We start from the raw sequence: 14,972 nt of genomic DNA on the forward strand, positions 1-14,972 counted from the left end.
ATATTCAACAAAACGGTTGAATATTAGCCTGCCTGATCTATATTCAACCATATGGTTGAATTATCTTCCTCACAGCTGGACGCCATTTTTCATGCGCTGGCCGACCCGACCCGCCGCTCGATGTTACGCGCGCTGGCCGGCGGTGAACGCAGCATCGGCGAACTGGCCGCGCCGTTGCAGATGTCGTTCGCCGGCGCCTCCAAGCACGTGAAAGCACTGGAACATGCGGGCCTGGTGCAACGCACCGTGCAAGGAAGAAACCATATCTGCCGGCTCGAACCCGAGCCTATGGCGCAGGCCATGCACTGGCTGCAAACCTATGAACATTTCTGGACTGAACGGCTGGATGCGCTCGAACAGGCGCTGCTGCAGCCCGAACAGCTTCCTCCCAAGGAGTGAACCATGAATGATTACGGCATGATTATCGAACCCGGCACGCTGCGCATCCAGCGGTTGCTGCCCGGCCCCATCGAGCGGGTGTGGGCTTACCTGACCGAATCCGACAAGCGCGCCACCTGGCTGGCGGCCGGCGCCATGAAGTTGGAAAACGGCGCGCCGCTGGAGCTGGAGTTTCGCAACTCCGATCTGGCGGGCGAGCACGAGCAACCGCCGGCCAAGTACAAACAGCATGGCGGCTGTGTCAGCAACCGCGGCCACATCACCTGCCTGTTCCCGCCGCGCCTGCTGAGCTTTACCTGGGCCGAACAGGATCAGGGGCGCCCTTCCGAAGTGACCTTCGAGTTGACGGAACAGGGAAACGCGGTGCTGCTGACGGTCACCCACCGGCGCCTGGCTAACCGCGACGAGATGCTCAGCGTCGCCGGCGGCTGGCATACCCATCTGGATATTCTGCTGGATCGCCTGCACGATCGGGCGCCGCAGCCGTTCTGGAGCACCCATGCCCGGCTGGAAGAAGAGTACCGCGCCCGCCTGTAATTACGACTCGTCCCTGCGCCTGAACGCCAGATAACCGGCGATCAGCGTGAAACTGCCGACCAGCAACACCAGCAGGATAAAACCGTGGTGATTGCTGGCCAGCGGTATCCCTCCGACGTTCATGCCGAAAAAACCGGCGACGATGTTGATAGGCAACGCCAGCACGGTGATCACCGTCAGGGTGTAAAGCGTGCGGTTATTCTGCTCCATCAGTTTGGCGCCCAGCTCTTCCTGCAGCAGCCGAATGCGTTCGGTCAGGCTGGCGAGATCGTTCAACACCACGGTGAACTCTTCGGTAAACTGCCGCAGATCCTGCACCACCTCACGGCTCAGCCAGCTCGGCGGCCGGTTCAACAGGCGAAACAGCGCGGCCGGCTCTGGCGCCAACAGGCGCTGAAAGCGCAATAGCATGCGGCGCATGCGCCCCAGCTCGGCGCGGTTGCGTTTAACGCGGCTCGTCAGCAGACGATCCTCGATGGTATCGACATACTGGTTGGCCTGCCGCACCACCTGCTCCAGCACATCCTCCTGCTCTTCCAGCAGGTGCGCCAGCAGTTCGGTGGACGACGCCAGCTGCAGCGCCGTCAGGCGGCCCAGCAACCGCTCGATCAATCGCACCGGTTTATGACGCACGGTCACCACCAGCCCACGGCGGCAATACAGCCACAGCGTCGCCGTTTCCGGGTTGTTGTCTTCAGGGTGGAAGATCACGTCGTTGAGCACGGCGAACAGATCGTCGCCCTGCCGCTCGATGCGGGTAGTGTGGGAACCGTGGCGAATTTCGTGAAAGAAAAAATCGGAAATGGCGAAATGGTTTTTCAGCCACTTCTCCGCCGCCGCGTGGTTGAGATTGAGGTGCAGCCAGATAAAACCGTCGCCGGGCGACAACGTTTGGTAAGCCAGGCAAACCTGCTGCGAGTTCAGGCGCGCCGGCGGCTCGCCGGAGCGAAACGCATGGCCGTAGATCAGCCCGGTCACTTCATCATCAAAATCCAGCTTGTGCATCTTTTCCGCTGCCCTTTGCACCATAACGCCTTATCCTGCCTATTGCCGTTAGCCCAGATCGTCCACGCTGTTATAACAATCTTTATCGCTCGGCGTTAATGATTTTCAACGCTCTTGCTCATTAATATTTCCGTCATAAAAACGTCATTTCATTTTAAAAAGTTTTCATCCCTTGCCCGTTCAGCAACCGCACAATGGCTAAATGAATATAGCGGCTGATACCCTCCATCATGCAAGACACATTCATTTAAGGAACACGCTCAATAAGGAGACAACGACAATGAACAAGTTTATTACGGGCGGATGGAGCCAGTCTCTGGCTGGCCAACCGCATAAAGCGTTCGATTTCATGATGTACGGCATGGTAACCAACCTTGATGGCTTAACCACAGGCACCTCAGCCCAGCCAGGATGGAGTCCGGAAAAACAAAACAAACCCGATACGCTTCCCGGCTTTAACGGAAAGACGCTATGGGTTTACGGCGGCGGCGGATGCTCCCCGCAGCAAAAGCCGGCCAATGAGGATGAAGTGTTGAGGATCGTCGCGGCCACGGTCGGTCGGGGCTGGGATGGCGTCGATTTTGATGACGAATGCAATATGAACACCGAACGGGTCATCGAAGCCATGAAACGGCTAAAAGAGGCCGGGAAAGAGACCAGCTTGGGTTTTATTGCCGGTTATTCTTACAACCACCCCAATACGGAAAATGGCAACAAGCTCAACGAGAAAGTCAGAAAAATCATTCAATCAGACCAATGCGACCGCTTTATCCATTACTGTTATGCGGCAGCGATGTGGAGCAATGACGATATTCTCGCTAATGTGATCCCGGCATTAAAACAATCGTTGGCGAACGGGGCCGAAAATAAAAAATGCATTCTGGCCCTGACGACCAAAGGATTGACCGACTGGAGTTTAAATTACTTTATCGATCAGGTTTTGGACTTTAACCTTGGCGGATTATTTATTTGGAATTACGCTAACCTGACGGATGAGCACGATAAAATTATCCAGCGCCGGCTAGGCAATTAGCGCAGTTCGATTTGTCGCCGCACAAAAAGCGGCCGCATTCGCGGTCGCTTTATCAGCTAAAGAATGGGCTATTCAATAAATCCCAGTGTGAACTGCGCCTTGCCCGCCAGCGACATCAGGCTGGCATCTTCAGGATAGGTCGCCAGCAGCGGGAAAAATACTGCGCCGCCGATAATGCTGCGGCGCTTTGAATCTGCCGGGCGCAGCCCCCAGATATTCTGGTACGTCATCGGCACAACCTGGCCGTCAATGAGCGCATTGCCGATATACAGCATGATATGGCCCGGAATGTAAACCAGCGTGGTGAAGGGTTTGCCGTGATCTTTGAGATAGCGCAGCCGTTCACTGGTGTTCGCTTGAGCAAGATCAACCACGCGGGTGGCCGCCTGTATCTGCGCGGCGGAATTTCTGGGAAGAAAGAGGCCAAAAGGCATCAACAGACTGCGCAGTTCGGCGGAGCAGTCATTATTGAAGTTATAGTTCCCCCAGCCATAAGGCCTGCCGCTCATTGACCGCATCAGTACGGCAAGATGTTCGGGCGTCATTTTCCACGGCATGGCGGCAAATTCCCCCTTCTTGACAACGACCCGGCGCATCTGTGCGCGGCCATCCTCTCGGCGTACCGGCACGGCGACCACAAAAAGGCCCTGTCGGTGACGGTAAAATGGCAGAATCGTGCCGTGGCGCGCCGTAAAATAAAACTGGCCGCCCGTTTGCACCGAAACCGGCTGTTTAATGAATGCCCCCAGATTTTTCCCCGCCAGCGCCAGCCATTCGGAGACAAACCGCTGATCCGCCGCCGCGATGTCTTCGCTATGCACCCAACCGATCACCGTAGGCGACATGACGTATTTCCAGCGTTTATCGCGGCTTTGCGTAATAACGTATACCGGAGTGCCGGGGCGGATAGACGAATCCTGCAAATTATCAAAGGGATAACCTTGCCCAGCCAGGCGAGGGTCGTCATAGGCCGGATCGTCCGTCGGCAGGATCCTGACCAGCGTCTCCCTGACCGCAATGCCTCGGGCCGAAGAATGATAAACCTGGCTAATGTCCGTAGAAGCGTTATCTCTGACTTGCTGTTTCCAGCGGTCGGTGTGAGTCCTGAAGTTTTCCCCCCAGGAGACACTTCCACGGCCAAGGTATTTATCCATTGCGGCATCACGGTGGCTTTCCGCTTCGCGGTTCAGGACGGCAGCGATGTAATGCGGATTCCAGGGGGATTCATCGTTCGGCTCCATGCCAAAATAGTGAGATTTAAGAGCGGAAAAATGACGTTGCTGCGTGGCGGCATCCATCACGGGCACCCGCCGCTGCGGAGCGGGCGGCAACCATTTATCGACAGACTGCGAATAGTTCCCCAGCGGGAACAGCGATTTGGTGGCATCGATAGGGGCTGTCGCCGTGGCGTCTTGAGGGGGCTGGCTGACCGGCGCGCTGTGGCAGGCCGACAGCAGCAGCAGAGTCATCAGGCACAGCGGTTTTATTCCATTAGGCATACGTTATCAACTCCATGATAGGTTAAAATCCCTGCTTTATCCTGACGCGAAATTATTCGAATTAATACTTAATAACATCTGCGATTGATTTCCCGTTGAAGAAAACAAAGCCGGAGGCAACCCCATGACAAATGCCGACCGGATTTCCCGCCGCCGCACAGAATGCGATCGACCTTCCCGCCCTGCGCCGCCAAATCTGCTATCCTGCGGCTTTGCTTTCTGACAGGAGTCCTCCATGCGCCAACGCATCATTGTCTGCCCGCTGATTGAAAACGATAACGCCTTCCTGCTGTGCAAAATGGCCGCGCACAAGGGCGTATTTCCCGGCCAGTGGGCGCTGTCCGGCGGCGGCGTCGAGCCGGGTGAGCGGATAGAGCAAGCGCTGCGGCGCGAAGTGCGCGAAGAGCTGGGCCCCGCGCTGATCCTCGAGCGCATCACGCCCTGGACCTTCCGCGACGACGTGCGCATCAAAACCTACGCCGACGGCAGCCGGGAACAAATCTACATGATTTACCTGATTTTCGACTGCCACGCCGCCAACCGCGACGTGACGATCAACGATGAATTCGACGACTACGCCTGGGTGCCGCGCGAACGCCTGGCGGACTACGATCTGAACGAAGCCACCCGCTTCACGCTGCGGCAAAAGGGATTGCTGTAACAGTTTGAGCGATTATCACCCTATTTCCTTCACATTTGCCGGGCAGACTCTTTTGATATTTTTTAATCACTTAGGGTCACTATTGCCGTCGCTATGCTTTTATTTCTCCCTGTTCTCCGTCTGTCCGTCCGGCGCTTCGGCGCCGCCGCCCTGTTCAGCCTGCTGTTCGTTTTGGCACCCGCCCATGCCGCCGCGCCGCCATTGGTGTTGAATGCCAAATCGGTGCTGGTCGTCAATCAACGCACCGGAAAGACCCTTTATCAGAAGCAGCCGAACCGCGTGCTGCCGATCGCCTCGCTCACCAAACTGATGACCGCCATGGTCGCCCTGGACAGCAAACGCCCGATGGGCAGCAAGCTCAAAGTCACCGCCGCCGATCGCGATCTGCTGAAGAAAACCCATTCGCGGCTGACTATCGGCTCGGTGCTCAGCCGCCGCGACATGCTGCACATCGCCCTGATGTCTTCGGAGAACCGCGCCGCCGCCGCGCTGAGCCGCAGTTATCCCGGCGGGCGCAAGGCCTTCGTGGCGAAAATGAATCAGAAAGCGCGCGCCATCGGCATGAAACGCGCCCGCTTCTACGATCCGACCGGGCTGACGCCGCGCAATGTGGCGACCGCCAACGATCTGCTGAAGATGGTCAATCACGCCTATCGCTATCAGTCGATTCGCCGCTTCAGCACCGACAAGCAGCAGATCGTGCGCCCCGGCCGCGGCCAGCTGGTCTATCGCAGTTCCAACGGTCTGATCAACAACCCGGCCTGGAAGATCCAGCTGCAGAAAACCGGCTTTACCGACGAGGCCGGCCACTGCCTGGTGATGCGCACCACCATCAAAGGGCAGCCGGTGGTGATGATCTTGCTTGGCGCGCAGCCGCGCTACGGCCACTACCGTGACGCCATTCGTCTGAAGGCCTGGCTGGAGCGGTAAAATCGCGGCGCTTTACCGTTATGCGCATATCCAAATCCGTTTTGGATCAATGGAATATCCTATCGCCAATCAGTATTAAGCCGCGCGCCGCCCGCATGGTATTTGTCAGGCATATCTGATGATGAAAGGAGCGGGAAAAATGGCTTATGCCTTGAGCATATTGGAAAAAAGTCCGATCGCCGACGGGGAAAGCGCCGCGCAGGCGCTGGCGCGCACGCTGCAGCTGGCGCAACGGGCGGAACGCTGGGGGTATCGGCGTTTCTGGCTGGCCGAGCACCACAACACGCCGCAGCTCGCCTGCCCGTCGCCGGAAGTGCTGATCGGCTACCTGCTCGGCCAGACGACGCGCATTCGCATCGGCTCCGGCGGCGTGATGCTGCAGCACTACAGCGCCTACAAGGTGGCCGAAAACTTCAACCTGCTGGCGGCGCTGGCGCCGGGACGCGTCGATCTCGGGGTGGGTAAAGCGCCCGGCGGGCTGCCGCTCGCAACCCAGGCGCTGCAGGCGGCCCACGATCGGCAACGCAAGCCGGACTTTCCTCAGCAGCTGTCGCAGTTGACCGCCTATCTGAACGACGACGCCGAGCCCGGCCTGAGCGCCACACCGCTGCCGCCGCAGGGCGCGCAGCGTTTTCTGCTCGGTGCCAGTAAAGAAAGCGCAACGCTGGCGGCCGAGTCCGGCTGGGCCTTCGTGTTCGCCGCGCATTTGAACGGCAATCCGCAGGATATCCGCGACGCGCTGGAGCACTACGCCGCACACAGCGGCGGCCGCAAGGCGCTGCTGGCGGTGGCGGCGATCGTGGCCCCCAGCGAGGAACAGGCCGCGGCATTGGCGGCCGACATTCGGCAATACCGCGTGCACGTTGCCGGTGAGCAGAGTGTGACCGTCGGCAGCCTGGCGCAGGCGGAGAGTTTCGTGCAGCAGGCCGGCGCCACCGACTACCGCATCGAGCCGCGGGAAAGCCATATTCTGCTCGGCACCGCGCAGCAGGTGCATCAGCAACTGGCGCAGCTGCAGCAACAGTACGGCGTGGAAGAGTTCATCATCGACACGCCGATCGCCGAACCGGCCGCCCGGTTAGCCTCGCTGCAGTTACTGGCGGAGGAGAGTTTGACGCCGGCTTAGTTGATCGCCGCCGCCGCCCGCATGGCTTCGGACAGATCCTGTGCCAGCGGCGCCAACTGCGACGGCGTGACGTTCGCCAGGCTGACGCGGAGCGCCGGACCGCACTTCAGGCGAAAAGGTTCACCGCCCTGCACCAGCCACCCCCGCTGCGCCATCAGCTGCGCGGCGGCGGTTTCCGAACGCACCGGCACCCACAGATGCAGCCCTTCACCTACCGCCAGCGCCGTGTGATTCAACGCATTGAGCCGCTGGACCAGCTCGTCCCGTCTGGCCTGATACGCCTGTTGCGCCCGCTGCAATTGCCCTTCCTGCAAGGCTTGTTCCCACAGTCTGGCGGCGATCTGCTGCAAGATATGGCTGACCCAGCGTTCGCTGATGTACTGATCGGCGCGCATCGCCTGCAGCAAGGTCGGGCTGCCGCAGGCCAACGCGATGCGCAGATCCGGGCTGAGAAACTTGCTGAGCGACAGCACGTACAGGCCGCGATCGCCGTCGAACGGCAGATGCAGCGGCTGTTGCGACAACGGCCCCCAGAAATCGTCGACGATCGCCAGACACTGCGGATGGCCGCGCAGAAAACCTCGCCACTGCTGCGCACGTTGCGCTGAAAGCGAAGCGCCGGTCGGATTATGGGCGCGCGGCGTCAGGATCACCGCGTCGGCCGCGCCACTCTCCGGCAGCCGACAGCCCTGTTCATCCACCGCCAGCGGCAACGGCCGCAGGCGCAGGTGACGCAGCAGCGTCAATAGCGGCGGCCAGCAGGGATCTTCCACCCACACCGCCGCCCCAGGCTGGGCATGACAGCGCAGCGCCTTTTCCATCGCGTCCAACGCGCCGGAAAACACCGCCGGTTCCCCCAGGGCCACGCCCTGGCGCCCGAGCCACTCACGCCCGAGACCGGTCAATACCGGCAGGTCGCCGCTGATGTCATAGCCGTTTTGCTGAGGGAACACCTCCGCCGCGCCAAGCCTCAGCGCCGGCAGCAAAGCGGCATCCAGGTTGCCGCTGGCCAGATCGCACATCCCCGCCGGCACCTGGCGCGGCGCATAGGCCGCACTCACCGCCGCCAGCGGCGGCTCCAGCACCACCGTACCCGCCCGCCCGCGCGTCGCCACCAGGCCGGCATCGCGCAATCTGGCGTATGCGCTGGCCACGGTATTCGGATTGACCTCCAGCTCCGCCGCCAGCTGGCGTACCGGCGGCAACAGTTCGCCCGGCCGCAGCGCGCCGTTTTTGATGCGTGCTGCGATCTGCTCGGCAATCTGGACAGCGCCGCCGCCTTTTGCATACAATGAAGTCATACATAAATCCTTTTGTACTAGTTCAAATAAGATTAGCAGCTTCTGCGGCCAAAAGTAAGGGGTTCCATGGATAAACATTACGTGCTCGACATTCAGTATGCAGGAAAAGCCTTTGCCCGCCTGCAGCTGTTCACCCCGTGGGCAGCCGATCAGCTGGAGCAGGCCTGCGCGCTGTTCCCGGCCGCACAGGGTTATCAGGTGCAGCTCAGCCAAGTCAGCGAACGCCGCATCGTCTACCAGAGCGGCGCGCAAGGCATCACGGTGCTGGGCGAGTCGCTGGCGCTGATCCCCTTCACTCACGCTAGCGAGGTTAAACAATGAAAAAAGCCGTCGCCATTCGGCACGTCAACTTTGAAAACCTGGGCATCCTCGGTTCCCTGCTGTCACTGCGCGGCTATCAGATCGATTATTACGATGCCGGCCGCGATGATATTCGTGCTATCAATAATGAAGAGACCGATCTGTTGGTGGTGCTCGGCGGGCCGATCAGCGCCGCTCAGCACTTTTCCGGCGAGCAGCGATATGATTTTCTCGACCATGAATTCGCGCTGGTCAAACAGCGCCTGGCGCAGCGGCGGCCGACCCTCGGGGTTTGCCTCGGCGCGCAAGTGATCGCCCAGGCGCTGGGCGCTGAAGTTATTTCGCTCGGCGTGAAAGAGATAGGCTTCGCCCCGCTGACCACGCCGCCGGCGGAAGAGGAGTCGGTGCTGGCGCCGCTGGCCGACACGCCGGTACTGCACTGGCACGGGGATATGTTCATGATCCCGGACGGCGCCCGCTGCCTGGCCGGCACGGCGGTATGCCCGCATCAGGCCTTCGACTATCAGGGGTTCGCGCTCGGCCTGCAGTTCCATTTGGAGGCGGATTATCGCGATATCGAACGCTGGCTGATTGGCCATGCCTGCGAGCTGGAACTGGTCGGCATCGCGCCCCAGACCCTGCGCGACCAGGCCGCGCGCCACGGCGCGCAGCTGGAACAGCGCGCGCGGCAGGTGTTCGCGCGCTGGCTGGATAACAACGAACCAAGGAAGTAACTCATGCAACAGGCTTCACCTTTGCGGTCACCGTCTATCGACGTGATCAGCATTCAATCTCAGGTGGTCTACGGCAGCGTCGGCAACGGCATCGCCTACCGCGCTCTGCTGAAAAAGGGACTGGAGGCGCTGCAGGTGCCCAGCGTGCTGTTCGGCTGCCCGCCCTATTACGGCAAACCGCACGGCGGTGTCATCTCCGGCGATTGGTTCGGCGGTTTTCTCGACGACCTGATCGCCCGCGGCGTCATGAAGCGCGCACGGGCGGTGATCGTCGGCTACCTGGGCGACGTGATGCAGTGCCATATTCTGGCCAACTGGCTGCAGCGGGTGCGCTCGCTCAATCCGCAGATAAACATCTATATCGATCCGGTGATGGGCGATTACGGTGAGGGGATCTACGTGGATGAGCGCATCGTCAACTGCTATCGCTCGCCGTTCCTGCGGCTGGCCAACGGCCTGACGCCGAACGGTTTCGAACTGGAGCAGCTGTGCGGCCGGCAACTGAGCAGCCGCGAGCAGACACAACACGCCGCGCAGGCGCTGTTGAACGACACCACCGAATGGGTGTTGGTCACCAGCGCACCGGGCGTAGCGCAACACGAAGACGAAGTGGGATTGATGCTGGTCACCCGGCAGGAAACGCAGTGCTTTACTCATCCGAAGGTCAAATCGGCGGTCAAAGGCACCGGCGATCTGTTCACCGCGTTGCTGGTCAGCCATCTGCTGCAGGGCGCTGCGCTCGACGCGGCAGTGGTTGCCGCCGGCGATGAAGTGTGCGGCGTACTGGCCGAAGCGGCGCATTTCGGTTGGGAAGAGATCGGCAGCCTGCGGGCGCTTAAACCCTAAGGCCGCAGGCGAGTCAGAGGGGCAGCGCACTGCCCCTGATACCTATCAGCGTTTTTTCTTTTTGTTGAAATCCAGCTCGAAGGCGAACACCGCGCTCTGAATTTTGCGCTCCATCGCCAGCCCGAGCTTAAGAAAGCGGCATGACAGGCGCGAGAAGTGCACCACCTGGTCGTTATCGTCGGTTTCCTGATCGTCGTTGACCACCACCAGCTCCATGTTGACCTTGAAGCTGCCGTAGCTGCCCAGATCCAGCTCCGCTTTCTTGAACTGCAAGCCTGGCTGGAAGAAATCCGGCAGCGGGCCGTCGAAGCGTAAACCGACGCCGCCGGCGGAGAGATCGTGGATCCGCAGCTCGTACGGCGTGCCGTTCGGGTATTCGCCGGTACAAAAGAATTGGCGCCAGTGCGGCGTAGTGATGCGGAATTGACGGCGACGCTGGATATAGACCAGCTCCTGCGGCAGCCGGGTCGAACAGGCCTGTACGCCCTGATGTTCGGTCAGCTCCGCCTGGGGGACGGAAAACTCGATTTTGGCGTCGTTGCTTTCAATCACGATGGTGCAAGCGCCGTCGATGGCGCTCGAGGCTTCCTCACCGCTGAACACGATATTGTCCGGCCCGACGCTCAATAACAGACTTTGAAACCGGTGCTGCTGATTTTCTACGCGCAGCGGCGTGCGTTGTTTGCAAATTTCTCGCAGAATCGCCAGAACTTCAAAACGCTCCCGTTTGATAAACAGTCCGTTATCGCTGTGCTCCACACGTGTCTCCTGACTTTTTTTCTAATGACGTCTTACGTATTCCTTACGGTTATCATCTCTGGGAATATTCCTAAAGTCAAATTTGCCAGCGTTGCCAGGCCTGCGGCAGCAGGCGCGCGAAACGTTTCGCCCATGCCTGTTGCCCGCGTTCGTCAGCGACCAAATCCTGGCGAATTTCGATGCCGACGTAAGGCAAACCGCGGCGCTCCGCGTGCACCGGCAACGTGTAATCGGTGGCGTCCGTCATCGCATAAGGTTCGTTAATACCCACCTGCAGATCCCCCTCTTCACGCAGCAGTTCAGCTAACAGCAGCGCAAATTCCGGGTAGCGGTTAAACAACAGCCCCACCTGCCAGGGGCGCGGTTGCCCCTTGAACACCGGCGTGAAGCTGTGCATGGCGATCACCGCCGTCGGCAGTTCGCGCAGTTGGCGTTGCCCCAGATGCTCGTCGATGGCGTGGTGATACGGCAAAAATACCTCGCGCTCACGCGCCAGCGCGTGTTCGGCGTCGATGCCGATATTGCCGGGGATGGGCGTCAGTTCAGACAAATGCGGGATCGAGCTGGCGATGCCGGGCGCCCGGTTGCAGTCGATCACCAACCGTGAGTAACGCTGATGAATCAGCGTGGCGTCCAGTTGGCGGCTCAGATGGCGCGATACGCCCAGCGCGCCGATATCCCAGCCGATGTGGCGCTCGATCTCCCCCGGCGGTAAGCCGAGATCCCCGAGGGATTGCGGTATCGCCTTGCCGGCGTGATCGCACAGCAGCAAAAATGGCGCTTTGCCGCGCGGGGTTTCAACGGCGGCGGCGGGCGGTTCATCGGCGGACAATAACGGCGGGATAAACGAATGAGGCATGAAAGGCTCCGGCGGTGGAAAGCAAAACGTTTATCGTAGCGCTATCCCGTCGCCGGCCCCAAGGTCGTGCTTAGATCAAAAAGGCATGAGTCAGACGCCGATCATGCCGTCTCGGCTTCCTGCGGCTGATGCACCGCAATATAACGTTGATAACGCGACGGCTTGAGCCGCGAGGTATCCACCAGCACCAGGCCGTCGATGCAGTTGTTGAAGGCCGGATCGGTGCCAAAGTCGATAAACTGCACCCCGCCCGGTTCGCACAGCTCGGTGTACTGTTTGTACAGCGTCGGGATCGAGCAGCCGATGTTGCTGAGCAGGCTCTTCAGCCGCACCAGATCTTCCTGGTAGTTATCCCCGGCAAACTGCGCCAGCACCTGCGGCAACGACGCCGGATAAGGACGACGCGACTGCGCGAAGGCGTGGTCCGGCGAGAAATAGAGTCGATAGAAGGCGATCAACAGATCCCGCGCCGCCAGCGGCATGCCGCCGGAAATGGATACCGGGCCGAACAGATAGCGGTACTGCGGGTATTTCGACAGATAGGCGCCGATGCCCAGCCACAAATAGTCCAGCCCGCGCTTGCCCCAATAGGCCGGCTGAATGAAGCTGCGCCCCAGTTCGATGCCCTGCGCCAGGATCGGTTCCATATCGCGGTCATAGTGGAACAGGCTGTTGCTGTAGATGCTCTCCAGGCCCTTACGCGCGATTTGTTCGGCGGTGGGGATAAAACGATAGGCGCCGACGATCTCCAGCTCCTCTTCATCCCACAGCACCAGGTGATAATAATCGTCGTCGTAGCTGTCCAGATCGCGGCGGCGGCCGGATCCTTCCCCCACCGCGCGGAAAGCGATCTCGCGCAGGCGCCCCAGCTCGCGCAGGATCGGCGTGCGCGCTTCATCGTGTCGGCGATAGAGATAGATGGTTTTGCCGTCCGGCGTCACCCCCAGTCTTTCGCAGTTCGCCAGCGCCTTTTTCAGCTCCAGACGCTCTTCCGGCAACGCGATCGGCGATTCGCTGGCGAACAGCCCCGGTTTGCCCTGGCCCAGGCGATAAACGTGGCGGCGAAAGCGCTCCGCCAGATCCTTGGCGCTGGTGTGGCCGTCGTGCCAGTTGGCGAACGGCACGCGGCCGCCGATGCGGATCCTGATGCGCCCGCCCCGCTGCTGGAACATTTCACGCACCAGCAGCAGCGTCGACAGCGGACGGTAGACCAGCGACGTAAAGTAGAACAGGTTGCTGTTGCGCGCGCTGATATGAATCGGCACGATCGGCGCGCGCGCCTTGGCGGCCAGACGCAGAAAACCGGTATGCCAGTGGCCGTCGCGGATGCCTTTCGGGCTCATGCGCGACACTTCGCCGGCCGGGAACAGGATCAGCGCGCCCTGATTGTCCAGCTGCTGCTGCATGCCTTCTATCTGCTTGCGGCTGGTTTTATAAGCGACGTTATCCACCGGCACGAACAGGTTGCGCAGCGGTTCGATGTAGGTCAGCAGTTGGCTGGCCACCACTTTCACATCCGGACGCACCGCCGCGACGGCGCGCAACAGCACCAGTCCGTCGAGCGAGCCGATCGGGTGATTGGCCACGAGCACCACCGGCCCCTGGCTGGGGATGTTTTCCAGATCGCCGTCCACCAGCTCGCAGCTGAGGTTAAAGTAGTCCACCACCTGCTCGATCAGATCGAGCCCTTTCAGGTGGGGATAGTCGGCGGCGAACTGTTTGAATTCTTTTTCGAAGAGAAGGGTTCTTAGCAGGCTGCGCTGCCAGGCAGGGGTATTGCGGTGTGGAAATGCATCTTGCAACAGAGAATCCAGGCTGAACATCGCGTTATCTCCTGACGTAGTCGCTGCAAACTTAAGCCAGAGCCATGACTCTGACATGTCAGTCACATGACAATAAAATGAATCCATCGACTATCAGGTATAGCAAAGTAATGGCGATTTGGGAGCGAAAGACGCATTTTCGCCCCCACTTCCCCTCACATCGGCGCCAGCAACGCTTCAATGCGGCGGTTCACCGCTTCACGCAGGCGCTATCGGCTGCAGATCCTCGCCGGGATGGGCCACGAACGGATCGCCGGAGGGAAACGCATGGCCGCTGTCGTTCACCCTCACCCGCTGCAATGCGGCGCTATTACACGCGCCGGCATAAAAAAACAGTGAAAGCCCGGCGGCTGCCGAATTATCGCTGCGGCTTTCGGCCTCGACGGACTGAATAATTAAATGCCGGGAATTGTCGACTGAAAAATAACGAATTTGCCGTTTTCACTTTGCGTTGACGCTGCTTTCGGTTGGCGCTCAAACGAAAGCAAAAACAAATATAAGCAACTGATAGATATGGATATTTTAAAATTAATCGATTGCATTTCAGTGTTTCGTTTGCTGTAATTCGCCACGAACAACTGAAAGCGCTCCGGTCGGTATTGCTGCGGCTTATTAAGCCGCGGTCGGGCACGGCTACAGGTAAATCAGGAGTCTGCGTTAATGATCACTACCGCAAAACGCCGGGAATTAATTATCGACCCGCTGTGCCGCGAAGGCGCGTCGCGCGTGGAACCGCTCAGCCCGCTGCTTTCGGTCTCCAGCGTCACCATCCGCATCAATCGCGACGTCAAACACACCCTCGCCGACGCCAGCAAGTTCGGCCGCACAAGTTTTTGCACGATCGCGACATCGGCCAGATCCACCGTCTGGTCACCGACAGCCGCATTCCGGAACACTGTCTGCAGGCGCTGCACCATTTAGGGATCGACGTGATTATCGCCGACCGTTAACCGAGGCTTTTTAAGGAGCTGTCATCATGAACGCGTATTTCTCTTATGAGGCGAATTGGCTGAAGCAGCGCAACGCCTGGCACACCGCCGCAGTTCAGGTTGTCGGTCGGCTCGCCGAAGATGCTGGCCACGCCGACGTTTGGCGTGCCGGCGATCACCGTGGCGCCCAGGTTGCTGACGCTGCCGATCTCCAGCAGTTCAGGCAGCGGT

Annotated in this window: 15 protein-coding genes and 2 pseudogenes; 10 read left to right on the forward strand and 7 right to left on the reverse strand. The window is 59.9% G+C overall.

Features of this window, described 5'->3' with window-relative positions; translation table 11 throughout:
• Positions 1-51 precede the first annotated feature (51 nt).
• Positions 52-399 (forward strand): helix-turn-helix transcriptional regulator, encoded by a 348-nt coding sequence (locus H7A77_RS22025; protein ID WP_004938187.1) that lies wholly within the window; start codon positions 52-54, stop codon positions 397-399.
• 3 nt (positions 400-402) lie between these two features.
• On the forward strand, positions 403-936 hold the full coding sequence (locus H7A77_RS22030; RefSeq protein WP_016927616.1) for an SRPBCC family protein: 534 nt from the start codon (positions 403-405) through the stop codon (positions 934-936).
• On the opposite strand, the gene H7A77_RS22035 is transcribed toward H7A77_RS22030, so the two are convergent.
• Positions 937-1,965: a transporter gene (locus H7A77_RS22035; protein ID WP_033643191.1), complete on the reverse strand. Its 1,029-nt coding sequence runs from the start codon at positions 1,963-1,965 to the stop codon at positions 937-939. It abuts the gene before it with no gap.
• Positions 1,966-2,221: 256 nt separating this feature from the next.
• On the opposite strand from H7A77_RS22035, the gene H7A77_RS22040 reads away from it, so the two are divergent.
• Positions 2,222-2,974 (forward strand): hypothetical protein, encoded by a 753-nt coding sequence (locus tag H7A77_RS22040; protein ID WP_182074658.1) that lies wholly within the window; start codon positions 2,222-2,224, stop codon positions 2,972-2,974.
• Positions 2,975-3,042: 68 nt separating this feature from the next.
• Here the strand turns inward: H7A77_RS22040 and H7A77_RS22045 are convergent, their stop codons facing one another.
• Positions 3,043-4,473: an SH3 domain-containing C40 family peptidase gene (locus H7A77_RS22045; protein WP_182074659.1), complete on the reverse strand. Its 1,431-nt coding sequence runs from the start codon at positions 4,471-4,473 to the stop codon at positions 3,043-3,045.
• A 235-nt stretch (positions 4,474-4,708) separates the two neighbouring features.
• On the opposite strand from H7A77_RS22045, the gene nudI reads away from it, so the two are divergent.
• From nudI to H7A77_RS22060, 3 genes are all read left to right on the forward strand, one after another.
• On the forward strand, positions 4,709-5,134 hold the full coding sequence (gene nudI / locus H7A77_RS22050) for a nucleoside triphosphatase NudI (protein ID WP_047575083.1): 426 nt from the start codon (positions 4,709-4,711) through the stop codon (positions 5,132-5,134).
• A 93-nt stretch (positions 5,135-5,227) separates the two neighbouring features.
• Positions 5,228-6,064, forward strand: coding sequence for a D-alanyl-D-alanine endopeptidase (gene pbpG / locus H7A77_RS22055; RefSeq protein WP_182074660.1), 837 nt, complete (start codon positions 5,228-5,230; stop codon positions 6,062-6,064).
• Positions 6,065-6,203: 139 nt separating this feature from the next.
• Entirely contained in the window at positions 6,204-7,190 is a 987-nt protein-coding gene (locus tag H7A77_RS22060) for an MsnO8 family LLM class oxidoreductase (protein WP_033650312.1), read from the forward strand.
• Here the strand turns inward: H7A77_RS22060 and H7A77_RS22065 are convergent.
• Complete coding sequence (locus tag H7A77_RS22065) at positions 7,187-8,491, reverse strand: aminotransferase class I/II-fold pyridoxal phosphate-dependent enzyme (protein WP_089191813.1); 1,305 nt, start codon at positions 8,489-8,491, stop codon at positions 7,187-7,189. The genes H7A77_RS22060 and H7A77_RS22065 overlap by 4 nt on opposite strands.
• Before the next feature lie 66 nt (positions 8,492-8,557).
• Between H7A77_RS22065 and H7A77_RS22070 the strand changes: the two genes are divergently transcribed.
• The 3 genes from H7A77_RS22070 to H7A77_RS22080 are packed head-to-tail and all read left to right on the forward strand — an operon-like array spanning position 8,558 to position 10,371.
• Complete coding sequence (locus H7A77_RS22070) at positions 8,558-8,812, forward strand: hypothetical protein (protein WP_033643198.1); 255 nt, start codon at positions 8,558-8,560, stop codon at positions 8,810-8,812.
• Entirely contained in the window at positions 8,809-9,525 is a 717-nt protein-coding gene (locus H7A77_RS22075; RefSeq protein WP_046687117.1) for a glutamine amidotransferase, read from the forward strand. Before H7A77_RS22070 ends, H7A77_RS22075 begins: the two co-directional genes overlap by 4 nt.
• 3 nt (positions 9,526-9,528) lie before the next feature.
• Positions 9,529-10,371: a PfkB family carbohydrate kinase gene (locus H7A77_RS22080; protein WP_049210152.1), complete on the forward strand. Its 843-nt coding sequence runs from the start codon at positions 9,529-9,531 to the stop codon at positions 10,369-10,371.
• Between the two features lie 45 nt (positions 10,372-10,416).
• Here the strand turns inward: H7A77_RS22080 and H7A77_RS22085 are convergent, their stop codons facing one another.
• The 3 genes from H7A77_RS22085 to H7A77_RS22095 form a co-directional block, all read right to left on the reverse strand.
• Entirely contained in the window at positions 10,417-11,130 is a 714-nt protein-coding gene (locus H7A77_RS22085; RefSeq protein ID WP_182074661.1) for a flagellar brake protein, read from the reverse strand.
• Positions 11,131-11,206: 76 nt separating this feature from the next.
• Entirely contained in the window at positions 11,207-11,989 is a 783-nt protein-coding gene (locus H7A77_RS22090) for an N-formylglutamate amidohydrolase (RefSeq protein ID WP_033650300.1), read from the reverse strand.
• A 101-nt stretch (positions 11,990-12,090) separates the two neighbouring features.
• Entirely contained in the window at positions 12,091-13,812 is a 1,722-nt protein-coding gene (locus H7A77_RS22095) for a lysophospholipid acyltransferase family protein (RefSeq protein ID WP_033643203.1), read from the reverse strand.
• Positions 13,813-14,610: 798 nt separating this feature from the next.
• Here H7A77_RS22095 and H7A77_RS25790 point away from each other — a divergent pair.
• Positions 14,611-14,762, forward strand: a pseudogene (locus H7A77_RS25790) (DeoR family transcriptional regulator); the annotation flags it as partial.
• Positions 14,763-14,848: 86 nt separating this feature from the next.
• Here the strand turns inward: H7A77_RS25790 and H7A77_RS22105 are convergent.
• Positions 14,849-14,972 (reverse strand): annotated as a pseudogene (locus tag H7A77_RS22105) (cytoplasmic protein); the annotation flags it as partial.

It is taken from the genome of Serratia sp. ME47 (assembly GCF_903970925.1).
GTDB classification, from domain to species: domain Bacteria; phylum Pseudomonadota; class Gammaproteobacteria; order Enterobacterales; family Enterobacteriaceae; genus Serratia; species Serratia ureilytica.